Annotated in this window: 19 protein-coding genes; 5 read left to right on the top strand and 14 right to left on the bottom strand. The window is 45.9% G+C overall.

What is annotated here, in order from left to right:
- Positions 1-75: 75 nt before the first annotated feature.
- The 3 genes from VIM72_RS29270 to VIM72_RS29260 form a co-directional block, all read right to left on the bottom strand.
- Positions 76-2,427 (bottom strand): GumC family protein, encoded by a 2,352-nt coding sequence (locus VIM72_RS29270; RefSeq protein ID WP_332006349.1) that lies wholly within the window; start codon positions 2,425-2,427, stop codon positions 76-78.
- Positions 2,428-2,430: 3 nt separating this feature from the next.
- Entirely contained in the window at positions 2,431-3,165 is a 735-nt protein-coding gene (locus VIM72_RS29265) for a polysaccharide biosynthesis/export family protein (protein WP_332006348.1), read from the bottom strand.
- Between the two features lie 199 nt (positions 3,166-3,364).
- Positions 3,365-4,084 (bottom strand): response regulator transcription factor, encoded by a 720-nt coding sequence (locus VIM72_RS29260; protein ID WP_332006347.1) that lies wholly within the window; start codon positions 4,082-4,084, stop codon positions 3,365-3,367.
- A 332-nt stretch (positions 4,085-4,416) separates the two neighbouring features.
- Here VIM72_RS29260 and VIM72_RS29255 point away from each other — a divergent pair, with 332 nt between their 5' ends.
- Positions 4,417-5,133 carry a HAMP domain-containing sensor histidine kinase gene (locus VIM72_RS29255; protein ID WP_332006346.1) on the top strand — a complete coding sequence of 239 codons (717 nt, stop codon included), beginning with the start codon at positions 4,417-4,419 and terminating at the stop codon, positions 5,131-5,133.
- Here the strand turns inward: VIM72_RS29255 and VIM72_RS29250 are convergent.
- The gene (locus tag VIM72_RS29250; protein WP_332006345.1) at positions 5,130-6,230 is read right to left on the bottom strand and encodes a gliding motility-associated C-terminal domain-containing protein; all 1,101 of its coding nucleotides are present in this window, start codon (positions 6,228-6,230) and stop codon (positions 5,130-5,132) included. The genes VIM72_RS29255 and VIM72_RS29250 overlap by 4 nt on opposite strands.
- Before the next feature lie 177 nt (positions 6,231-6,407).
- Here VIM72_RS29250 and VIM72_RS29245 point away from each other — a divergent pair, with 177 nt between their 5' ends.
- On the top strand, positions 6,408-7,358 hold the full coding sequence (locus VIM72_RS29245; protein ID WP_332006344.1) for a DUF3829 domain-containing protein: 951 nt from the start codon (positions 6,408-6,410) through the stop codon (positions 7,356-7,358).
- A gap of 55 nt (positions 7,359-7,413) precedes the next feature.
- Here VIM72_RS29245 and VIM72_RS29240 read toward each other — a convergent pair whose 3' ends face one another.
- The 7 genes from VIM72_RS29240 to VIM72_RS29210 all read right to left on the bottom strand — a co-directional run bounded on the left by VIM72_RS29240 (position 7,414) and on the right by VIM72_RS29210 (position 17,563).
- On the bottom strand, positions 7,414-8,514 hold the full coding sequence (locus tag VIM72_RS29240) for a TlpA disulfide reductase family protein (RefSeq protein ID WP_332006343.1): 1,101 nt from the start codon (positions 8,512-8,514) through the stop codon (positions 7,414-7,416).
- A 21-nt stretch (positions 8,515-8,535) separates the two neighbouring features.
- Positions 8,536-9,990, bottom strand: coding sequence for a PKD-like family lipoprotein (locus tag VIM72_RS29235; RefSeq protein WP_332006342.1), 1,455 nt, complete (start codon positions 9,988-9,990; stop codon positions 8,536-8,538).
- Between the two features lie 36 nt (positions 9,991-10,026).
- The gene (locus tag VIM72_RS29230) at positions 10,027-10,725 is read right to left on the bottom strand and encodes a DUF4843 domain-containing protein (protein ID WP_332006341.1); all 699 of its coding nucleotides are present in this window, start codon (positions 10,723-10,725) and stop codon (positions 10,027-10,029) included.
- Positions 10,726-10,755: 30 nt separating this feature from the next.
- A complete protein-coding gene (locus VIM72_RS29225; protein ID WP_332006340.1) occupies positions 10,756-12,186 on the bottom strand; it encodes a RagB/SusD family nutrient uptake outer membrane protein in 1,431 nt (476 codons plus the stop codon).
- An 18-nt stretch (positions 12,187-12,204) separates the two neighbouring features.
- Complete coding sequence (locus tag VIM72_RS29220; protein WP_332006339.1) at positions 12,205-15,597, bottom strand: SusC/RagA family TonB-linked outer membrane protein; 3,393 nt, start codon at positions 15,595-15,597, stop codon at positions 12,205-12,207.
- A gap of 223 nt (positions 15,598-15,820) precedes the next feature.
- Positions 15,821-16,870, bottom strand: coding sequence for a FecR family protein (locus tag VIM72_RS29215; protein WP_332006338.1), 1,050 nt, complete (start codon positions 16,868-16,870; stop codon positions 15,821-15,823).
- Between the two features lie 111 nt (positions 16,871-16,981).
- Complete coding sequence (locus VIM72_RS29210) at positions 16,982-17,563, bottom strand: RNA polymerase sigma-70 factor (RefSeq protein WP_332006337.1); 582 nt, start codon at positions 17,561-17,563, stop codon at positions 16,982-16,984.
- A 423-nt stretch (positions 17,564-17,986) separates the two neighbouring features.
- On the opposite strand from VIM72_RS29210, the gene VIM72_RS29205 reads away from it, so the two are divergent.
- The 3 genes from VIM72_RS29205 to VIM72_RS29195 all read left to right on the top strand — a co-directional run bounded on the left by VIM72_RS29205 (position 17,987) and on the right by VIM72_RS29195 (position 21,418).
- On the top strand, positions 17,987-18,700 hold the full coding sequence (locus VIM72_RS29205; RefSeq protein WP_332006336.1) for a pirin family protein: 714 nt from the start codon (positions 17,987-17,989) through the stop codon (positions 18,698-18,700).
- A gap of 140 nt (positions 18,701-18,840) precedes the next feature.
- Positions 18,841-20,382: a PAS domain-containing sensor histidine kinase gene (locus VIM72_RS29200; RefSeq protein ID WP_332006335.1), complete on the top strand. Its 1,542-nt coding sequence runs from the start codon at positions 18,841-18,843 to the stop codon at positions 20,380-20,382.
- On the top strand, positions 20,360-21,418 hold the full coding sequence (locus VIM72_RS29195; protein WP_332006334.1) for a response regulator: 1,059 nt from the start codon (positions 20,360-20,362) through the stop codon (positions 21,416-21,418). The genes VIM72_RS29200 and VIM72_RS29195 overlap by 23 nt, the downstream gene beginning before the upstream one ends.
- Positions 21,419-21,423: 5 nt before the next feature.
- Here VIM72_RS29195 and VIM72_RS29190 read toward each other — a convergent pair whose 3' ends face one another.
- From VIM72_RS29190 to VIM72_RS29180, 3 genes are all read right to left on the bottom strand, one after another.
- A complete protein-coding gene (locus VIM72_RS29190) occupies positions 21,424-21,804 on the bottom strand; it encodes a hypothetical protein (protein ID WP_332006333.1) in 381 nt (126 codons plus the stop codon).
- An 11-nt stretch (positions 21,805-21,815) separates the two neighbouring features.
- A complete protein-coding gene (locus VIM72_RS29185; RefSeq protein WP_332006332.1) occupies positions 21,816-22,502 on the bottom strand; it encodes a hypothetical protein in 687 nt (228 codons plus the stop codon).
- A gap of 182 nt (positions 22,503-22,684) precedes the next feature.
- A complete protein-coding gene (locus tag VIM72_RS29180; RefSeq protein WP_332006331.1) occupies positions 22,685-24,208 on the bottom strand; it encodes an ArnT family glycosyltransferase in 1,524 nt (507 codons plus the stop codon).
- Positions 24,209-24,468 lie beyond the last annotated feature (260 nt).

Raw genomic sequence — 24,468 nt, 5'->3', positions numbered from 1 at the left:
AGTTTTGTGGAGATTTATAAAGGCAGGAGCGGGCCATATGGAGCCCTGTGGTTATTTTGAGTGATTACAGCGCCGTTATTTTACGCTGCGTCTGAATAATCCGGGTTTCTTTGCTACTTCCGTATAACCGTATCCGTTAATATCACCATAACCGGACCCATACCCGTATCCCGCTACGCCCTGTCGCTTGATACCATTAAACACAATGTTCAGTTTTCCCAGTTCCTTGTTCTGATACAACTCTTCAATGAGCTTAAGGTAATTCTTCGGGGTACGCTGATGACGCACCACATACAACGTAGCGTCGCAGTAAGGTGATATCAGGCGGGCATCGGTTACCAGTCCCACAGGGGCCGAGTCAATGATGATATAATCGAAACGTTCTTTCAGTGCATTCAGCAGCCGTTCCAGTTCCCCGTTGAGAATAAGCTCACTGGGATTGGGCGGCATAATACCGGCAGAAAGGAGATAGAGATAATCATTATCCCCAACCGGTTGCAATATCTGCTGCAGGGTTGCCTTTCCAACGAGGTAGTTGCTGATGCCGGGCTCTGCACGCATGTTCAGCATTTTGCTGACCATTGGTTTTCTCAGGTCAAACTCCAATAGTACCACTTTCTTTTTTGCAAGCGACAGGCTCATGGCCAGGTTAACGGATATAAAGCTTTTTCCTTCGCCTGATATGGAAGAAGTGATCAGTAATGTTTTACGGTCGCCATTCAGCCCTATGTACGACAAAGATGTTCTCAATGCCCTGAACTGTTCCGCCACGGCTGTTCTGCTGTTATTGGACATCACTATCGCTTCTTTGCTCTCGTGGTACATGATCTCTGCTGCAATAGGCGCGGTGGTTACTTTCTCAATATCTGCGCGGAACATCACTTCCCGGTTCATCATATCCTTCACGGACACGCAACCTGCTACCAGCGCCAGTGCTGCCAGTACCGCAATACCAAATACCATGGGCTTCTGCGGACTAAAAGGATAGGCTGCCGCTTCTGCCGCATCTACCACGCGGCTATCGGATACCGCCGCCGCATATGCCAGTGCAGTTTCCTCTCTTTTCTCCAGCAGGAAAGTATAGATATTATTTTTGATCACCTGCTGCCTGCTTACTTCCAGCAATGCCTTTTCTTTTCCGGGCACGCTGCGGATGATGCCCATGTTACGGCTGTTCTCCGCCTGGAGACGAGCCAGGCCCGCCTGAAGATTGGTGCGCAGGCTCCCGATATTCTCCATGATAGCGGGTTTCAGTCGCTCTACCTGCCGGGTTAAACTGGCCAGCAACGGGCTGTTTTCTCCGGTGGTTTTACGCAATCTTTCCAGTTGCAGTTCCGTTTCAGAAAGCTTGCTCACCAGCTCCAGCAATACAGGATCAGATAACCCCAGTGTACCGGGAACAATATTCCCTCCCGGATTCTGGCTGGTAACATATTTTTCAATCGCATCCAGCACGGATAGCTGCATATTTGCTTCGCTGATCTTACGGTCATTTTCCTGCACGCCTGCCAGGAATATTTTACTTTGCTCACTGATATCTACAATCCCCTGTGCGGTTTTAAAGTGTTCCACTTCTGTTTCCGCCTGTCCCAGCTCTGCGCTTACAATACGCAGGCGCTCTTCCACAAACCGCATCGTATTGGCAGAGGTCCTGTTCTTATCCTCTACGGCAGCCTGGCTATACACGCGGATCAGCTCATTCACAATATCTTCCCCACGTTCCGGTGCAGCATCCGTGTATTCAAGATCCACTACGCTGCCGGCTTTTGCAGCGGGCATTACTTTCATAGTAGCAAGAATGATCTGCATCCATGTTTTTTCATTCATGATGTGCAGTACATAACTGGCCGTTGTATCTGCATGTTTGCCCTGCGCTTTGATCAGCATTTTTCCCCAGCGGGTTTGTATGGTATCATTCAGCGGGTATCTCTTACCGTCGATGGCTACACGTTTCTGTACCGGGTCGTATGTAAAGGGCCAGTTGCCGGTAAATGCCAGCCGTATTGCTTCCGGCTCCAGGAAAGTGAATTTCAGCGGACTGTCTTTATAAAGCACCACATCCCTTATCTTTCCTTTTTCTATCACTTCTCCATAAAGATTAAGGTTACGTATCACCTCTTTTGTGAGGGTGCGTGATTTCAGTATTTCTATCTCATTCTCCATTACAGTTTTGTTGCCACCCATCAGGTCGAGCGATTGCAGCATATCGCTGGCAGCAAGACCGTTGGTAGCTTCCTGTACCAGGAGCACGCCGGAAATTTTATATAAAGGAGTTGCATAACGGAGGTAAACAAAAGCAGCCACCAACGCTATTACTACAGCTCCTGCAAAAAAGGGCCAGTAAGGCAGATAGCGGGAGCGGATGATAGTGAGTAAACTCTGGGGAGTTTCCGCGTGCTGGGTTTTATGTCCGTTTACTTTTTGCATAACCTAATTATTAATAACTAACCGGTCGAGGATAATAACGAGCAAAGAGAGACTGCTGAGAATAATGGGCAGTACCTGCCGGGAACGGTCAGCCGTCGCTACTTTTGATTTATTGGGCTCCACATACAGGATATCATTTGGTTGCAGAAAATAATAGGGAGAATTAAGGACACGCTTGTCGTTCAGATCGATGCGCCGTATAATCCGCTGCCCGTCTATCTCCCGGATCAACAGGATATTATTACGTTTACCAAACACTGTTATATCACCCGCCATCCCCAATGCTTCCAGCACTGATATCTTTTCGTTGGTTACATTTACTACAGTCGGTTTATTCACCTCTCCAAGTATGGTTACGCGATAGTTGAGGAACCGTATGCTCACCACCGGGTCTACCAGGAGCTTTCGTTCAACGAGCTGATCATGCAGGTATACAGTGAGCGCCTTCTTTGTAAGACCGGTTACTTTTATTGAGCCGAGTATCGGGTACTGTATATATCCCTGCTCGTCTACAAGGAATCCTCCCAACATTGCGCCTGCTCCTGCATTTGCGCCGCCTGCACCGGAAGCGGAGGTCATGTTGGATACATTATAGATGATCACATCCTCCGGGTTCAGACTGCTTACATTGATCTGTAGTATATCGTTCTTCTGGATACGGGGGTCCAAACTGCTATCTGATGGTAATAGCACCGTATCTCTCACATCATTGAAATAAACAGCATTTTTGGTTGACACGCACGAAGTAAACAAACAACTTAAGCATAGCAATCCCAGTCCTATCCAGGTTAAGCAGGTTTTCAATATCATCGTATGGCATTTAGCATCATCACTTACACTGTCCGTTCATCGCAATACAATATTACTTCAGAAGCGGGTCGTATTCAATTACTCACTACAGTACAAATGAGGATGATCAGCAGGATGTTGTTACTCATCATAGTAAGTTACCATCCACAGCCATGAACATATCAAATAAATTGAAATCTGAATTAATTATTTGAAGTGAGATAAAAAAGAGGGTAGTGAATAAATTATTAGATAAAATTTTTGAGATCAATTCAGATTTAGTTGAAACATTCAATTTAAAATATACTTTTTTGAGATGCTGGTTTACAGTAAACACTGTTACAAACAACTTCGCGGCCATTTCCTTATATGAGTAACCTTCCTTGAGAAGCGCTACCAGTTCATATTCCCTGCGGGTAAGTTTGTCTCTTATACTTTCCAGCGGGTCTTTATTAATATGAGTAATAAGCAGGTGCGCAGCGCGGGGCGATAACGAAGCCCCGCTATTTACGGTATCCATCACCGACTGGTAAATATCACTGAGGCGGCTGGACTTAATAACATAACCGCTGGCGCCATTCTTTATGGCTTCAATGATGTATTGCTGTTCTTCATGGCCCGACAATACAATCACCTTTGTATCGGGGTATAGCCGCTTCACTTCGCGGAGCCCTTCAATACCGGATATTCCCGGCAGGGTAATATCAAGCAGGATTACTTTCACGTCAGGATAAGTAACGGGTAAGGCCATAAATTCTTCTATAGATTTACAGGCAAACATCACCTTACATTCCTGGAAATCTTCCAGGAATTCACGGTAATTACTCAGCAGAAAATGGTTGTCTTCTATGATTCCAAGGTTGATCATGGCGAAAAGGGGATATGGTTCAGAATGATATGGTTTATTAAACTAATTCGATAGTAAATATAACTGTAAAAATGATAGTTGAACAGTATTAATTATTGATAATGTGTTTCACATTAACAAACAATAAAAAAGAAAATAAACGGGCTTACATATTCATATTACAAAATACAACATATAAACAATTAATCACCTTATGTTAATTAAAAGCTATCAAATTTCACTTTTTTAAAAATATAGATAAGTTTCGTATATTGTGGATATAACCAATATTTGTCCGCTAACCCATATCCTTCGAAATAGAAACCTTATTCAGAATCAACCAAAATAAGAGTATGCTGAACGATATCAACAGGCATGCAGAAGCCCGGAAAACATTGCCCGAAATGCGATCGGATCTTATAGCTATAGCTACGCATGAATTCAAAACCCCCATCAGTGCCATCTCCTCTTCCATAGAACTACTGGAAACAAAAATGCAGCGGGATGAATTAATGTTACCATTCTACGAGCGTAACTTATCCCGGATCAAGGAAGAAATAGGCATCCTGAGCAATATGGTAGACGAGATACTCACTACCGGCAGCATGGTAGCCGGCAACCAGGTAACACGACCGGAAGAAACAGATCTGTCCGCTTTCGCTACCATGATCCGGCAACAGTATTTCAGTCGCCGTACAGACCAGCGGCAGCTTCGTATCAGGATATACGGGCGCCCCCGTACTATAGCCATCGACAGAAGCCACCTGGCGGGTATACTTACCAATCTCATCAGCAATGCTTTTAAATATTCTCCCGGCAACCCGTTACTCAGTATACATTACCGGAAAAACAACCTTTGTATTAAAGTAAAAGACAATGGTATCGGTATACCGGAAAAGGATATACGTTTCCTGTTCACTCCTTACTTCCGTGCCGCAAATGCACGCACTAAAGAGGGTACAGGTCTTGGGCTTGCCATTGTAAAATCCTATGTGGTGGCCAACAACGGGCATATTACTGTGAACAGCAGTACAACCGGCTCGGTTTTCATAGTTACCTTTAATTATTAACGGATCAGTGTTACTGTTCCTTTAAGCAGATGCTCCCCGCCCCGGCTGTCTGTATAGGTACATATATATACATAAGCCTGCACCCCTGCCGGCATTCCTTTATAACTTCCATCCCATCCTGCTTCCGGCGTATCAGCTGCAAAAACCAGTACGCCCCATCTGTCGTATACCCGTAACCGGTAGTCATGTATAGCATCGTATACCTTTGGCCGGAATAAATCATTTTGCCCGTCGCCGTTAGGGCTGAATGCACCGGGCATTACCACTATACAGTTTTTCCAGGGAGATTCCACTTTGATATTTTCACGGGCGCTGTAATCATGCGCGTCTGTTATTTCTGCCATGTGCATACCGGCTGCCAACCCGGGGAACACACTGTCTGTTTGCCATTGCCCATTGTCCAGGCGATACCGGTATGGAAGCGCCCCTCCTGATACATGCAGCATGATCCGTCCATCAGCCACATCACCACAGCTGCAGGGCTTCACGCTGGCCTGTATCACCGGCGGAATAAGCGGATCTATAGCAGAAAGGTTGTCCATCAGCAGGGCAATGCCATACATGCTTCTGTTACAGGGAGCGGTAGGGTAAGCCCAAAAGGAAATATAAGCATAGCTATGATGTGGCCTCAACACGGCATGATAGCGCTGCCAGCTTTCATGGGTAAAATTCCCTGACATCCACAACAGCTCCGCGGTATCACCGGGTGCATTGCCACCGAAAATGGCCATGTTGCCGTAACAGGCCGGGTACAAATAATAGGAAGTATAAGCCAGATCCAGGCTCAATACATAGGCGCTGTCCTGCTTCAGGGGCCCCGGTAACTGCTGGGCAATGCCTTCCAGGAACCCCTTCCCGCTATGCATACCCATATAACTGTTTCCCGCTGAGGGAGCCAGCCGGATCTCAAAAACCCCCGGCTGTGTATCCGGCGTGCCGTCTGCCACCAACCAGTAGGCCGGGATAAGACCTTTCCCGGTACGGCCTTCCAGCGAAGGGTTATTCAGGGATATACGCTGTGCCTTCACAGGCACACACAACGCCAGAAACAGCCAGCAGCACAGCATTCCGTGTATAATCGGGAAATCTGAAAACATGCCAACCATTTACCTGGATAAAATTACCGGTTATAAAAATGATGGCATATACTCATAAGAGTAGTTTGTTACGCTACTTTTCTTTTGTTTTATGTGCACGAAAAAATATCTTTGCCCACGTAAAAAACCCCGGCACGCCATTGTGCCATTGTTTTAATCCGAAAAAATGTCTTTATCATGAAAAGATCCGTACTGTACTTTGCCCTGGGAGCTTCCCTGCTCACCACTTTTGTGTCATGTAATGAAACCGGCAAAAAAGACGGCAACACGGCATACGCAGATAAGTCCGCATCATCAGCCAATGATGTGATTGAGTACACCAACCTGATTGTAGACCTGTCGAACAAAAACTCTGATTATGTAGAACGCCTGGTAAACAATGCCGACCGCGTTACCCAAATGCTGTCCGGTAAAGGCAATCCTACCTTTCTCAGCACTATTATCAAACCGATAATGATCGGTATGATCAGTCATGGAAAGGTGAAAGTAGAAGAGCCGGTAGATGCCTTAAATAAGGAAGACCAGCAATTCTTCAAAGAAAAGGTAGCCAGCTTTAAAGGCTCGTTCGAAAAACTGAAAACCACTTATACCCAACTGGATGACTACCTGAGAGCACAGGACTATAAAGACGATAAAGGTGCAAAGGGCCTTGCACTCGCAGATTCTATCCGCAGCGGCGCCCAGGTATTTTTTGAGCAGAAAGCCATCCTGATGAAAAGAGTAAACGAAGTGGCAGACGCCAGTGAAGCGATCATCCTGAAAGACAGCCCCCTGAAAGATTATGTACTGGCTATGAAAGGCGATATGCAGGCTGTGCGTGATTACATTAATCTGCTTGGAGAAAACGGCGCGGATTTTACAAAAATCAACGACAAGGCACAGGCAGCCTACGATGCATTGGAAAAAAACCAGGCGGCACACGCCGGCCTTGATATGGCTAATGCGGCGAAAGAAAACAAAGAAGGATATTATAAGAGCTTTTACGATAGCTTCCACGACTTTCTCATCACTGCAAAAAGAATTATGCGTGACGCCAAAGAAAAAGGCGAAATGACCGACAGCCAGCTCGAAAGCCTTGACAGTGCGCTCGACAACATGATCAGCCGGTATAATACCTTTACAAAATAAAATAACAACGGGTAGATATCCATTGCGGATATCTACCCGTTTATCATAGCAGCAATTATTTCTTAAATACTTCTTCCAGCTTCGCCTCTAATTCTTCTCCCCGTAAATTCTGCGCAATAATCTTTCCACTACCATCAACAATGAAGTTGGCAGGAATACCGGAAATCCCGAACTCCAATACAGGATCACTTTTCCAGCCTTTCAAATCTGATATATGCGTCCACGTTAGTCCGTCTTTATTTACGGCTTTCAACCACGCTTTTTTATCAGTATCCAATGAAATACCGAGAATATCAAAACCCTGATGATGGAAGCGCTGGTATGCCTTTACTACGTTGGGATTCTCTGCACGACAGGGGCCGCACCAGCTGGCCCAAAAATCAACCAGCACTACTTTTCCTTTATAGTCGGATAATTTCACCAGCTTACCAGTGCTATCGGGCAGCGAGATGGCAGGGCGGGCGCCTATGCCCATTTTAGCGTGCTTATCTATCGATGCTTTGATAGCCATGCCGTAATCTGTTTTCCGTGCCGGGCCTGTTAACAGCTCATAGGCTGCCGCCGCTTTCTCCGGGTATGAATAGTTGATATACCTGTCCAGGATCACAAACGCGGCTACCGGGGAGCCGGGAGAACGCTTTACAAAAGCGGTAACGGAACTATCCAGTTCTTTCTCCAGATCAGCAAATCCGGCTGCTACCGCCTTTTTCTCCACACTATCTTTGCTCTTTTCTGCTGCATCTGATCGCCGATATAATTTGCCCGCCTTCTCCCGGATGGCTTCCCATGCTTCCGCCCACCTGGTATATAAAGGATGGTTTACCGTGCCGGTTATTTTTGCGGCTGCCATGGAATCCTTATAAGCGGTAATAGTAATATTGCTATTTTCCAGGAAAAGAGATATTCCATTATACTTTCCGGCAGCTGTCCATATCGAATACAACTGTGGAGAGCTCACCTTTCCCTTAAACGTGAACCTGCCATTCTTCAGCATGGTGGAGTCAGGCTTATGACCGCCCAGCATGAAAGTACCCAGGTATACTTTGCCGGTATCTTCACCATGGATAACGCCATTAATCGTATAGCCTTTACCGTTTTGCGCCTGTGCCGACAGTATACTAACTACGACAGCCAACAGGGCGATTGATTTCTTCATATTAATAGTGGGTTTTGATGATTATGCCGCCTTATAGGTCATACTTACAATTTTGCCAAAGCCGGTGAATATCTTAACATCCTGAAAATCGCCTAAAGGACTGATCACATAACGGTATAATTTCCCTTCCGTACCATTCCAGGTGCCTACCATTACATAGTCGCCGGTACACTCGAGGTAAGTCACCTGCTCCCCTGCTGCAATAGCCTTAATGGCCCTTGCCTTGCCGGAGGGAATATCGTACAGGTAGATGTTACCATTGACCAGGAAATAGATCTGCTGCAGCTTTTTGGAGCTGGTCATTTTAGTGAAGCCTGCCAGTTCGGGGGCATCGCCCGTGATCAGTTTTTTTCCAACAGCAGGATCGGAGCGGTTGCCATCTATCTGGTATAAATAATAATTACTGTTATCCTTAAAGATGGCATTATTCAGGAAAGGTGCATTTCCGCGGTCCATTGCAAGGAGATCCATCCCGATGTTGCGCATATCGAAGTAACTGTCTGGCCCGGGCGCGCCAAAAGCAACCAGGGAGGGGATCAGGGAAGCGCCCGACAGATATACAAAGCCTTTACTCCTGGTATCAAAAAAGAAAGCGGAATAGGGTGTCTTCTCGCCGGTATAGGGCTGTGGACCTATTCCCACATAAGAAGAAAAATAATAGTCATCGCCTTTGCCACCAGGGAAAGGAAGTGTGTTCAGATATTTTACATCTCCCGGGAAACCGCCGGCAACACGTACATTCAGGTGCCCATCGTTTACCATGATATTCATCCCGTCACTGATTTGCCTGAACTTCTGCGGATGGAACACCGCCGGTGTTTCCCAGAACCAACTGGTATAATCCGTGAGCTTTGTCATTTCTGTATACTCCAGTTCAATGGCATTATCTGCACCAAACATCCATACTGATTTAGCGCCGTAAGAGTTAGTGGTAGTTACCTGCAGCGGCTCTCTCAGTATATAGTCTTTATTCAGTTCTGTAAAAATATGATGGAAAAAGGTATCCGTTCTCAGGATGATGGTCATATCTGTTTTTCCGGCTACATCTTCCATCACCAGCCATCCTTCACTGAACCGGTTAATTACTTTCAAATTAAAAAACTTAAAGTACGACACACCGGAGGCTTTCACGGTTACTTTATAAATGAGCCGGTAAATACCTGGTTTCACGCGAATAGCCTGGTGGAGATAACGGGTACTGTCGAGGATATATACCGGGTAAGGATCTTCAACATCATTCTGGTGGATGCTCCATTCATATGCCAGTCCATTATCACCTGCAGGTATCGCTTCTTTAATATCGGGCTTCACGGTTAATGTATCAAACTGCAGCACAGCATCTACAGCGGTGGTATCAGAGATGCTTAATACGTTAATAGGGGTAATATCTTTATTGCCTTTGTCTTTCAGACACCCCGACAGCGTGACTATCACCAGCATTAAAGCACATAACCAATTATATATCGACAATTTCATATTGCAACTTTTAGGATAAAGAAATAAGAATGCAGATTAAATAGCGGGAAAAGTAACCCGGTTACCGTTTTCATCTACCAGTGGCCCATTTGCGTTTTCGTACCTGATTAGTTCTACGCGCATCTTCTGGAGGATAGACATGATCTCCGAAAATTGTGCGCCTGTTCCCATAGTGATAGCGGTAGTACCTAAGCGTGATACCATGAACTGGTGCTTGGTAAGCGAATAGGCTCCGTAAAAGAAATCGCTCCAATCGGAAGGTTTCAGCAGCATATCCGTTATTCTTATCTGGTATTTCAGGTTGCCGGCGAATCCTTCGGCAAAGTCATCAGACGAGGCTATACGAAAATAAACAGAGAATACTTTGTTCTTCATATCCGGTGTACGGAAAAGATACACCGGAAACTTTACGGCATACTGCCCGGCTTTTACAACGGCAGGGCCTATATCAAAATGTGTTCCTTTTATGGCGGTGGAGCTGTCTGCTATTACCAGGTTGAATTTTCTGTCGGCATCAGTAGCCAGCCCGGTGATCCGGATATTGAGATACACGGTATCTCTCAATAAGGTGTCGGGTTTTACCACAAATGTGTAATTGACACTGTCGGGCAGCGGAAAATCCCTGGAGAAGTAAATAGCAGGCGATTCTTTGTACATCAGCCGTTCTTCTTTACCACATGCGCTTATTATCAGGTATAGTATGACTGTTGTTATCAGCCGGTTAATATTTTTCATGTTTGACGATTTAAAGAAATGCAGAGATGATTACTTTCCGAACTCAATTTCCTGTTTTGGTAGTGGCAGTACATACTGCTCATTATTGATGACCCCATTGAGGGCGCCTTCAATTTTGGCCAGGTTCAGCCGTTTGTAATAGTAGAAAAGTTGTCCTAAGCAGATGAAGTCCCTGCGATACTCTTTAAATATCTCCTTCTGCAGTGTAGCTGCATCCAGGCCTGCCGGTAGTTCTATAATGTTCCTGGCAGTACGGATCCTGTTCAGCCACCTAAGCCCTGCGGCCGGATCAGGCTCACTTTCTGCGGCGATATAATACATTTCTGAGAGAGAAAGCACTGGTATCCTTTTCTTCAGTGATTCCCTGTTTTCATCTACCTGCCAGAGCTTAGCGGGGAAAATAATACCATTGCTTACTCCCCACAGGCTGTTGCTCACAAAACGGATATCGGTGCTTCCACCTGTTGCCGTTTCAAACACTGCCTTTCTTCGTTCTTCGGTAATGGTGAACTTCTTATATATCTTATCGCCGGTAGCCATCATGAAATAGCTGCTCACCGGCTCTCTCAGCTTAGATACATAGATAGCAAAAATATGTTCCGGTGTAAAGGTTCTGTTGATATCAGCCACATTAGTAGTTAATTCACCGGGAGTAATAAAACGAAAGTTATTGCTGGCAATTACTTCTTTTGCATAAGCCAGCGCCTGTGCTTTATTGTTGTTGTAGAGGTAAAGTCTTGCCAGTAATGCCTTTACTGCCCAATAGTTCATCCTGTTGCTCCTGAAGGCGAGGAAGTCATCGTTGCCGCCGGGGTTAGTCATTTGCGGATATACTTTCAGTAACGTTTCCGCTTCTTTCAGATCTTTTTCACATAAGGCAATCACCTCGCTTACTGTTAATCGCGCCTGTGGCGTTACTGTAAAGGTGGTCATATAAGGAATAGCGGTAGCACCAGCATCTGATTTGGGAGAAGGCGCGTATAAGCGCAGCAGGTCAAAGTGTACAAATGCCCTCAGTGCCAGGGCTTCACCTTTGATAATATTATAGTTATCCGCCGTAAAGATTGACTTTTTGCTGTCAATGTTTTTCAGGATATAATTTGTTTGTGCAATGGTAGCATACATATTACCCCAGATGCTGTTAATGATACCTGTTACACCGGCATTAGTGTACTGGTAGGTGGCTGCGTAGAAAAAGTCGTGATCTATTTTTGTGGTATTATCATATCCCTGCGACAGTACCTCCAGGAAACCGAAAGTCAGGTTACCGCCGTAGAGTTGTCCGTCTGCCGCTTTCTGGTAGCTGCCATACAACGCATCTTTAAAACCCTGTTCGGTGGAAAACTGTTCTGATTCCTTGATCTCGGTCCTGGGCCTTACATCCAGCCATTTCTTGCAGGAGGCAAGTGTAAGTGAGGCGATGGAAGCTACCAGGAAAAGTATATTGCGTATATGTTTCATGTTCAGATCCTCTTAAAATTAAAAAGTAGTTTGTAACTGTAATGTGAAGCTGCGGCTGAAAGGATAATCCAACCCTCTTTCCCGCTTAATGCTGGACCACCAGAACAGCTGGTTGGTAAAAAGGGTAATTTTGGTATCGTGCAGGCGTAACCGTGAGTTCTGCGCGTCACTTAATCGATAGTACAGGGAAGCGCTTTCGAGGCTCAGCCAATCGTCTTTCTGTACAAATCGGGAAGTGGCGTAAGTAATGGTATTAATGGTATACCCATTATTATCCACGATGCCTTTATAAAAGGTTACATCACCTGGCTTTTTCCAGCGCTCTTCAAATACGCGGCGGTCTACATTAAATCTCATATCAGCGCTTTCCACCCTGTCAACCAATGTCTGATTATAGGTATAGCCACCAAAGCGATACCGGAAGTAAAGATTCACCCCGATACCTTTTTTCTCAAAATTAGTTCCGAAGGTTCCTTCCAATGTGGAACGGGCATCTCCTACTATTACCTGGTCTAACGGATCATACACTGTGGTAGTGGTACCATTGCGGGTGCGGAAAATTTCCTTTCCGGTAGAAGGATCGATGCCCAGCGAAGGTACAGCCCAGATGGCAGTGGTGCTCCGGCCTTCTGCAAAGCGGGCCAGTGGCGTAGTACTGAGTGAATCAGTATTTCTCTTGTTTAGTTGCTCCAGGGTATTGGAGATTTTCTCAATTTTATTCTGCACATAAAATCCGTTGGCAAAAACGGACCAGCTGTCGCGGTTACGCGTATTGGAGAAAATGGTGTAGCGAAAATTCACCTCGTATCCTTTGCTTACTACATCGCCCATGTTATCCATATACATGAAAAATCCGGTAGATGGAGCGGTGGTGATAGATACCACGGAGCCCTTTGTTTTCTCTTCAAAATAGTTAGCGGTAATATCCAGTCGCCTGAAAAAGGTTCCGTCAATACCTAAGTTACTTTTGGCGGTTTGCTGCCAGGCAAGATTTGGATTGCCAAAACCCATCAGGGAGGTACCGAGGTGGTATAAATAATCCTGGTCGGTATAGTAGTTACTGGTAGTAAGACCAAGATAACTGGCAAAATTGGAAGAGCCGGTATACCCATATGAGTAGCGGAGTTTCAGCCGGTTAATAGCCGTACTGTTTTCCAGGAATTTTTCTTTATGAAGATTCCATCCGCCGCCTACGCTCCAGAAAGAGGCAAAACGTTTGTTGGCGCCGAACTGGGAAGATCCGTCCAACCGGTATGAAACATCCAGGAGGTAGCGGTTGTCGTATGCGTAGCTCACGTTGGCAAAATATCCCAGCAGGCGGGTAAGCCCTTCTCCGCCGAATGGCCGCGTACCTGTTTTATACCCGTTTCCCAACGTCACCTGGTCCAGTTTATCATTCGGAAAGCCGTTGATGGTGTAGGATTCTGAAGTGAGTTTATCCTGGCGCAGGGTAGTACCCAATGAACCGAAAAACATATTTGATCCAAGGGATTTGTTCAGGTCTATAGTAAAGGATCCATCAATTGTGTTCCTTAACCCATAACCTTTGGTATAAGATCCTTTTTCATAGTAGCGTTCTACGGGAATACTGTCGAAGGCTGTATGTTGGGCCGGGAGGAACTTATCTCCGCCGGTGTTGGTACGTTGATAGGCAAAGCGGCCGGTAAAGCGCAGCCATTCTTTTGCCTGCCATTGTGCAAAAAAGTTGTTGGTGATATTCTGTTGCGTAAACTGATCTACCGTGTGCAGCGATACATTATAAACCGGGTTCAATTGTGAAGCCAGCCGTGCGCCATCAAAGAACCGGATATCTTCCAGGTAGTATTTAGGGTTGCCGTTTTCGTCGTATGGCGCCCAGTAGGGATTTAATTTGGTATAAGTATAAAATGAACCATAGGGTGAGTTAATTGCCTTGTTGAAATTGAGCGTGAGATCATTTCTGAATAAAAAGTTTTTATATCGATAGGATAAATACGTGTTGCCAGAAATATTCTGCCGGCTGGAGCCTTTCATAACTCCCTCTGTGACATTATAAGTACCATTAAGACCGTACATTACCGATTCCGAACCACCTTCCAGGTAGAGGTTATGAGTGCTGCCAATGCCATTGCGCAGGGGTACACTGAGCCAGTCGGTATTGATCCCTTTGGCTACTTCTGCAAGGCGGTAGTTATACTGAAAGTCTTTCTCTTCCTGCCAAACGGGGATGGGATAGCCGTTATACAGGCCGGCCTCTTTTTCCAGCTGGAGTTTCTCCCTGGAGTTTACAAGGTCATAGCCTTTCAGGTCGGGCAGTTCAGCCACCACACTACCGGTATAGGTTACACGCAGGCTCCCTTCGCGGGGCCTTATGGTTTCAATAACAATTACGCCGTTGGCGGCACGGGACCCGTAAATGGAAGTAGCTGCCGCATCTTTTAAAATAGTGACCTTTGCAATGCGGTTCATATCAAAATCGTTTACCCGTTGCAGTGATACCTCAAATCCATCCATAATAAAAAGCGGGGTATTGGGGCTGGTGGTAAAGTCGTATACATTATTCTGATTAGTTCCATTCAGGTTGCCGAGGCTATTACCGCCTCTTACCACTACATTGGGCAGCGCGTTGGGATTGGAGCCGGCTGCGATATTTTCCGGCATCTGAAAAGAGGGATCGAGCGCGCTCAGCGCACTTAATACACTGTTGCCCGATACCTTGTTCAGTTCTTCTTTTGTATAGGAAGATGCTGCACCGGTGAAGTTTTCCGCCGGTCTGGAAAACAGCCCGGTTACCACTACCGCATTCAGTGATTTGGAACTGGTGTTGAGTTTAATGGTGAGGTTAGCAGACCTGCGCACTTCCACCTCTTTTGTTTCATACCCTACATAACTGATAAGCAGGATAGCTTTACCGGCAGATAGATTCACCGGTATCCTGAAGGCGCCTATTTCGTTGGAAGTGGTACCGTTCAGTACTTTATTGCCTTTTTCAATAATAGTGGCGCCCACAATGTGATCGCCACTTTTTTCATCGAGAATGCGGCCGGTAATAACTGCCTGCTGCTGGAATACCGCTGCTGCTTCATTGTCAGAGATACCGGGATTGGCAACAGGTTTTACATACAACACCACACTGCTATCAACCTCGCGGTAAGCAAGGTTGGTATTTTCCAGTACTGCATTGAGCGTGGCGCTCACAGAGCGGCTGGCAGTGGGGAGGGTAATATGCCTGTATTTTGCTACCACTGTGGGTGGATAGGCAAAAAGAAACCCGCTGGCCTGCTCAATTTTCTTAATAGCGCTGTACAACGTTTCATCTCTGAGACCCAGTGTAATCGTCTTTTTCCCCAGCTCCTGACCCGATGCTGGCGAGGCTGTCAATAACTGAACGGATAATGCCAGCAGAAAGAAATACAAGAAAATTATCTTCATAATAAAACCTGTTTTGCCCTTTTTCTTAGTATATAGTTGGTTGATTCGTATAGGAACATAGCAGCCCCTCATGGAGATTAGATCCATAATTCTGATGGTTGATTTAGATAATTAGAATTTAAAAACAACAGCTACACGCGGTGCACAACGCGCTTTACCGGATGAAGATCTTCACCGATGTTATATTCTGGTCTTTGATTGACTAAGGTTTATAAGCGTTTACTTATTGGTTGATACATCCTTCTCCGTTCAGTACTACTTTATCGTTGGGATAAATGGTATACCCTGCATTTGCTACACTGCAAATAATGGTCAGCACTTTCTCCAAAGACTGGTTATGAAAAAAAGTTCCTGCAATACGACAGTTTTTTAATGACTCATTGGCAAAGAATATTTTCACATGGTACTTATCTCCTATCATAAGCGCAGCTTCCTCCATAGTTACGTCATCCAGCACCAGGAATTCATCTTTCCATTTTACTACTTCCATGCTTTTCACCTGCGCCCTTACTACTGTACTGGTAAGCATATTTACCGACAGCTGCTGATCCGCTACCAGTACGCCATAGCTGTTCTTTTCATCATTCACCTTTACCTTCCCCCTGGTAACAGTAACCACTACACGCTGCTGATCGGCCGATGCTTTTATATTAAAAGCGGTACCAAGCACCTGTGTGCTGAGTTTACCGGTTTTCACGATAAAAGGCTTATCCGGCTTTTCTTTAATATCAAAATATCCTTCTCCCCATAACTTTACTACTCTTTTATCCCCTTTGAAATCGCGGTTGTATTCCAGGCGACTATTGTCCGCGAGCAACACCGTACTGCCATCAGGCAGGCGCACAAATTTCGTTTGTACTTCCACTACTTCTTCTGCAGCCGGTACAACTGCAGGTTGGCGTTTGGCTACCGGCGGCTGTGCCTCTCCTGTATGCCACCACCACCAGCCGGCGAAAGGGAGCACCAGCAAGCCTGTTACAACGGCTGCCATGGCCAGCTTCCAGACACCGCTACGACGATTTCGTTTAAGCGGTATAATGCTGGCAATGTGCGATTCGGCCGACATAATATTACCGATCATCTCATGATAGCGCTCAAATGAAACGTCTGGTTCCATAACGCCGCTATCCCATTCCGCATCTACCCGGTTCCTTATTTCTTCATCAAAATTACCTTTGTTGATCAATCTCCTCAATTCATTCCACTCCGCCTCGCTGGCTTTCCCGGCAAGGTATTTATCCATTAATTCATTGAATCCAGGGTCGTTCGTCATAACGATTACAATAACTTTACAGGAACTTACAGGTAGCTTTCAAAAACATATATAATACCAGACACCTGGCAAATTTCAATGGTGGAGGATGAAATTATATATTTTTTTTCATCATTTAACAAGCGTAAGCATCAGGAGGATACTGATACTGCCGTTCAGGTAACGGCGGATCGATTGTAGCGCCCTTGCCATATGGGATTTCACGGTAACAGCGGAGATATGCATGCGGGTGGCGATCGCCTCATGGCTTAGTCCCTCTTCTTTGGCAAGCCGGTATACCTCCCGCTGCTGAGGAGACAACTGTCCGAGGGCCGCCTGGATGATTGCCTGATATTGGTGCTCCTGTATCCGGTGATCAGTATCGTTTACCATTACCTCCCGGCGCCCCAGCTCTTCCTGGGCGGCGGCTTCATTGGCCAGTTTGCGGAAACGGTTCAGTACCAGGTTCCTGGTTACAACTTTGAGGTAAGCATCCAGGTTTTTTACTCCCGGCAGGGTTTCACGTTTCAGCCAGCACTTCAGGAACACATCCTGCACCACTTCTTCAGCGGCTGCCTGCGACCGGAGAAACCGGAACGCCACAGAATACACCTTTGTACGGTAGCGGCTAAACAGCTCCGTAAAAGCATACTCACTGCCCTTTGAAAGCAGCTCCAGCATTGTATTCTCATCGTAATTACTCCGGGAAGGCATAGCCACGCAACATATGATTACGCAACAAAATAGTTCAAAATATTTTAGCAAAACAAAAAAACCGCAGCCAGGAATAGCTGCGGCGCTTTTCTTATCCACTCGTTTATCGTTGTAAACTCAACATTGTATTATGCGAAAATTGTTATAACACAACCATTGCCACCAGGTTTTTGCCTGTGCAGCCGGAATGTGATGCTGGTTAAAATGGAAATATGTTTCATAGAAAATAAAATAACTGTTTAACTGAGGCAAACAGGAATAAATATTTATCTGAAATTGCGATGCAAAAGTACAGGCATAAATACAAGCGCCCTTACCAATTTGGGAAAGTTATTTACGGGATCCGGAAATTTGCATTTAACTTAGTTGATCCGGAACAACACTATAGGAAAACATTTTACATCAATACCTGATCATTAAATTATGAAAACACAATACTTCCCCGCGGGCGACAGAGGCATTAAAGACATCGGCTGGCTGAAAAGTAATTTCTTTTTCAGCTTCAGTGATTTTTACAATCCCATGCGCAGCGCCTTTGGGACCCTGTTCGCTTTCAACGATGACTATGTGGAAGCTGGTAAAGGCTTTGGCATCCATCCGCATGTAAATATGGAGATCATTTCCATTTTACTGAAAGGAAAAATGAACCATAAAGATACCATGGGCTACAGTACTGAAATAGCCGCGCCCGCAGTGCAGATCATGAGCGCCGGCAGCGGGTTAAGGCATGAAGAATATAATATAGGCACGGAAGAAGTAAACTTCCTCCAGATTTGGATTCTTCCCAAACAACAAAACATTGCGCCACGATACCAGCAGAGAAACTTCCCATTGGAAAAAAGAAAGAACAAGCTGGTAACAGTGGTATCGGGCGAGGAAGGAATGGAGCATTGCTGGATCAACCAGAATGCAAAACTATCCCTGGGATATTATGAACAGCCCACCAGTATTACCTACACTTTTAATCCGGTAAACAAATGCCTGTTTATTTTTTCTATTTCCGGCGGACTGAAAATACAGGAACAGGTATTACAACCACGTGATGCGTTTGGGGTATGGGAAACCGGTGAAGTGATACTGCAGTGCGGGGAGAAAACAGAGTTCCTGATCATCGAAACACCTGTCAATCAAAAGTAAATGCCCGCTTAATACATATTAAATACAAACATATTATTGCTTTTATAAAATATAACATTCCTATTTTTTCATACAGGTAATTTATTCCGCCGGGAATCATTAAATTTATATTGCACCGCTCCAAAGGGTCAATTACCTGTATGATTAATACCTCTCAAAATAATTACATAGGTTTCGATGCACTCTTTAACCACGCCACCATCAGTATACTGGTAGCTGACCAGCAACACCGGATCCTGATGGCCAACCCCTTCCTGCTTAACCAGTTCGGCTATACGAAAGAAGAATTAACCGGTCAGTTGGTAAGCAGGCTTCTCCCCTTTAACGGTAAAGAACAACATGCGGTACGGAAAAACGGCAGCCAGTTCCCTGTGGAAATAAGCCAGGCTGAGCACACCACACCGGAAGGAATACTAACTATCATCTATATCACCGACACTACCGATCGCCGCAATGCGGAGATGACATTGCGGGAGCTGTCGCAGCAACGGAAAGAAGCAGCCGTGAAAGACAGATCCCTCCAGCGGATGACCAGCTTCCTCAACAGCCTGTGGACCAGCACCGGCGCCATGATCATCGTTATCAATACCGACGGCTTTATCAGGTGGTTCAATCCCGCTGCTGAAAGGACACTGGGCTATAAAGCCAGCGAAGTAGTGGATGTATATACGCCCATGCTGCTGCACGATCCGGAAGAAGTGGCCCTGCGGGCAGAAGAATTCTCCGCACAGCTGAACCAACCTGTTGCCCCCGGCCTGGAAACCCTTACCATTAAAGCCAGGCTGAACCTGTACAATGAATATGAATGGCAGTACATCCGGAAAGACGGTACCAGGCTGCCGGTATCACTAACAGTATCCGCCATCCGCGATGCCAGCGATATTACCGGCTACATTGGCATTGCCATTGACCTCTCCCGTATTAAAATAGCGGAATCTGAGCTGAGGAGCTCCCTGGAAAAAGAGCGCGAGCTCAATGAGCTTAAATCCAGGTTTGTATCCCTGGCCTCCCACGAATTCAGAACACCACTCAGCGCTATCCTGTCTTCCATTTACCTGGTTTCCAAATATGAATCCGATGATGATGTGGCTAAACGAAGCAAACATATCCAACGCATTATTTCTTCGGTAAATATGCTGACGGATATACTAAACGACTTCCTGTCCGTAGGAAAAATAGAAGAAGGAAAGATACAGGTACGCCATAGTATCTTCGACGCAGGGAAACATATCAGCAACATCCTCGGCGAAATGGACGGCCTCAAAAAATCAAGGCAGAATATTTACTATGCCCACCACGGTAACGCCCAGGCCTGCATGGACCCCACGCTGTTAAAACACATTGTTATGAACCTTGTATCCAATGCCATCAAATTTTCCCCGGAAGGGGCCATTATTTCCATCCGTTCACAATGCAGCGACGGCATATTCCGTTTATCCGTAAAAGACAAAGGAATAGGTATTTCGGCAGAAGACCGCCAGCATCTTTTTGAGCGGTTCTTCCGCAGCCAGCATGTATCCAACATCCAGGGCACCGGGCTGGGGCTGCATATAGTAGCCAAATATGCAGAACTGATGAACGGATCAGTTTCCTGTGACAGCAACCCTGAAATGGGCACTGAATTTATTGTTACCATTCCTTTCCCCAAAACTGATCATCATGGAAAAAATATTGCTGATTGAAGATAACCCGGCTATCTGCGAGAACGTAGCGGAAATCCTGGAACTGGCCAACTACCAGGTGCTTACCGCCACCAACGGCAAAGAAGGAGTGGCGATGGCGCTGGAACACCTCCCTGATCTGATTGTATGTGATATCATGATGCCCGTGCTGGATGGCTATGGCGTACTGCACATGCTGCATAAAAATAAAGCCCTGCAAAAAACACCATTTATCTTCCTGACAGCAAAAGCGGAAAGAACAGATATGCGTAAAGGAATGGAACTGGGGGCAGATGATTATATCACCAAGCCCTTTGAAGGTACAGAATTGCTCAGCGCCATCGAAAGCCGGCTGAAAAGATGCGCAGAGATCAAACAGGATACGGTAACCGGTTTACACGGCCTGCGGGTGCTGCTTTCTGCCAGTACCGGCAAAGATCCGCTGACCATGCTCAGGGAAGACCGTAACACCAATCATTACAAAAAGAAACAAAGTATTTATGCAGCGGGCAACCGCCCTGACCACCTGTATTACCTGCTGCAGGGAAAAGTAAAAACCTATAAACGCAACGATGAAGGCAAGGAACTGATCATTGGCTTATATAACAAAGGCGATTTCCTGGGATATAACGCCCTGCTCGAAGGCGGTAATTACCAGGAATATGCCGAAGCCATGGAAGACACGGTGCTGGCGGTTATCCCGCAAAAGGACTTTGAACAGCTGATCAGCAGCAACCCGGAGGTACTGGGGAAATTTATACAACTGTTATCTAAAGAAATGGCAGAGAAAGAGCAGCAACTGATCGGGCTGGCGTATAATTCGCTCCGCAAAAAAGTAGCGGAAGCACTGCTGATGCTCGACAAGAAATATAATACCGAAGGCAGTAAACATTTTACGATTGATATCAGCCGGGAGAACCTTGCCGCGGTGGCAGGAGTAGCAAAAGAGTCGCTGATAAGGACATTGGGCGACTTCAGGGATGAGGAACTGATTACATTAAAAGAGGGACAGATTGCCGTGCTATCTGTCAAAAAACTGGCAGCACTGGTTAATTAACGGAACTATACTTTTTCTGTTGCAATAAAAACAAGGAAAGCCACTTTCAGCCGTTCATATTCCTGCATCATTCCTTCCATATCACTTTTCAGTATGTCATATGCGTGAGGAGATGGCACTCCTGCCGGTTGCTTGTTCAGCCATTCCAGCTGCTCCCCTACTTCATGCCTTAACAGGATAAGCGACTCCTCCCTGTCCAGCATGGTAAGCTGAAATTCTTCCGCCTCCTCAATAAACGACCTTCGCGTTGTTTCTTTCAACGCAGCCGCCAGCCGGTTGATCAGCGAGGCATTATCTTCTCTTAAGGCTTTCAGTATCCTGATCCAGTTACTGCATGCTTCCTTGTAAGCAGCAATCGCTGTTTCAGTCAGAGGTTCATAAGACATATTGATAATTGCTAGTTGTAATAGGTTTGCTGCATCTGCAGGCTCTTGTCCGCACTCCATCTCTTCAACAGCTGACATAGATGTTGCTGATGATGATTCATCTGGCGGATGCCGGACATCAGGTCCATTAAGTGCCGGAGATACCGCTCGCCCGGCAAATAATTCTCCTTCTTTGCCACATCTTCCAGTGCAGCCATCATTGATTTACTTTGTAAAACAAATTCCCTGACCACTTTATATAATTTGTTGATATGCTCCTGCCCCGGTTCTGCAGCCGGTTCCCTTTTCCTGGATCTTGCAGCCGGCTGTAATTCCTGTTTCATATTACGCAGGATCACATTGTGGTAAATAGATACTTCCCGGTAAAAATGAACAAGCAGATCGCTGAAGTCGAGGTACAATCCCGGTAAATTCCCTGAAGACGCCTGTACCTGCGTGTAAAAATCCTCCAGCTTCTCCAGTACCCTGGCTGTTTCAGGCCCGGCTTTCTCTGCAATACAACGCTGTATTTCCCCAGCATAGTGATCGTTATTGCCCGCCATTCCCAGCTGCATATCCAGTAATGTTTTCACACCGGCATGGCGACCGTATTGCCTGAAAATAAAATTCCCATATTTACGTAAATGCCTGATGGGAAAAAAAAGAAAACCTTCACAAAATTTCCGCTGACGGGAGGTAGGAGTCAATCCGCTGAACATGATTTGCATTTTTAAAGAGGTAAAAGTATCACCGCTGACAGAAACGGTGATGCCTTCTCAACAGCACATCTCGCTTTTTGTTTACAATAAGGAATCCGGTTGGATGTCCAAATGTTATAACAAAACTAACACCTGAGCTGCTATTGAACAATGATGTACATTACCCCTCCAGCTGACTGTCATCATTCTTTACGATGACCGGGATCATTATCTGCCTGCGGAGGCCGGTAATCCATGCAGCGGTAAACGAGGAATTTCCTTACCACACGACCATGCCGGGTAACAACAATGGGGGGTAGCGAACGGATGGTACTGAAATATGGCGACAGTTCCTCTTCCACAAACGCCCGCTCATCCACATCATCATTCACATCAGTAAGTGAATTGATAAACAGGGCATTCTTTCCTTTCAGGGCCTGTATATCAGTGCCTATAAAATCGAACTGCAGGGCGTTTTCTCCGATGATATTGCGGGAATAAACCATGCGGCCAAGGTAGAGATTCAGCATTGCGCTGGTTTTATAATCATCGGCAGAAAAAATAAAATCATCGGGGTATTCCCTGGCCAGTGTTTTCACACCCGCCCCCAGCCCATTCCAGCCTATCATGGTATCATCAGAATGAATAGGCACCGGGTAAAAAACAATTTCCACCGCCAGTGCAACATGTATCACCAATGAGCAGATCCACTGCCAGCGCACATATTTGAAAGTGATCCAGGTGCTTACCCATATAATGCCTGTAATGTATCCGGGCATCATCCAGTTGATCTTCACCCAGTAAACCGGGGAGATCAGCAGGAAAATGCCGAAAATGGGGATAAAGAAACATAAAAGGAACAGCGGCCGGGCGGGGATCCGGTGAATATGCCACCCGTATTTGCGCACCAGCCTGTACACATAGTACAACAAGGCAAAAAATAATACCGGCAACAGGATAGCTGCCTGATGACCAATTACCCCAAAGAAATCCAGCGGGCGAAATTCCACACCGCCTACTCTTTCGGACGACTGGAACCTGAACGAAGCAAAATTGTTATCCACATTCCAGATCACTACCGGTAAAATAGTAATAAAGAAAAAGAGAATGCTGGTAAAGAACCAGGGTGACCATAAATACCTCCGGTGCTGCCTGGACAACAACAGGAAGAGCACTGCACCGGCCGGCAGGAAAACAGCCGTGTATTTACTATCGAATGCCAGTCCCATGGCAATCCCCGCCCATATCCAATAAGCTTTACGCTGTTCAAACACCGCCCGGTACACGGCTGTCAGTGACAAGGTCCAGAACAATAGCAGTGGCACATCCGGCGTGGACACCAGCGATAATATGGTGATCATCAGCGTAGCGCCCAGCAACAACAGGCTGTTCCAGGCCCGTTCTTTGGGAAGAAAACACCGGGCCAGGGTATAAAAAGCCAGAAGCGTACCAATAGTTACCAGGGTATCGGCCAGCTTGATCACAAACACATGACTGCCCAGCAGGTCTGTAAACGCACGCAGGATCCATGCAATAGCAGGGGGATGATCGAAATAAGATAAGGCAAAATGCTGCCCGTAAAAATAATAATAGGCATCCTGGGGCATGGCTCCCATAACGCCTATGAACGAAAATCTTAACAGTACGATGAACCCGACCGCAGTGGCCATCCATTTATTTGCTGTGATATAGGCAATAAAACGCTTACCCCCCGATAGATCCTGCATATATAGGCTGACAGTTAATTGTAACAGATGTTGTGATCAGATCCCCCGTATTCCACAATCTCTGTGCCGCTTGGTAATTTTACCAGCGGGCTTAACTATAATTAACACAACTCTACGGCTTCTTTTCAGCTTTAAACAGGACCATCAGGTTACCGGCCGGGTTGATCCCGGCGGTCCGCAGCAGGTGTAAACCTGTAATGGCAAAGGCTTTGAAAAATGCGCCGGCTGGCGCTATGGTAAACAGGTACCTGCTGATAATT

The sequence above is a fragment of the Chitinophaga sp. genome, assembly GCF_036569185.1.
Classification (GTDB): domain Bacteria; phylum Bacteroidota; class Bacteroidia; order Chitinophagales; family Chitinophagaceae; genus Chitinophaga.
Note: the sequence above shows the minus strand (reverse complement) of the source record. Positions and strands in the feature narration are given on the sequence as shown.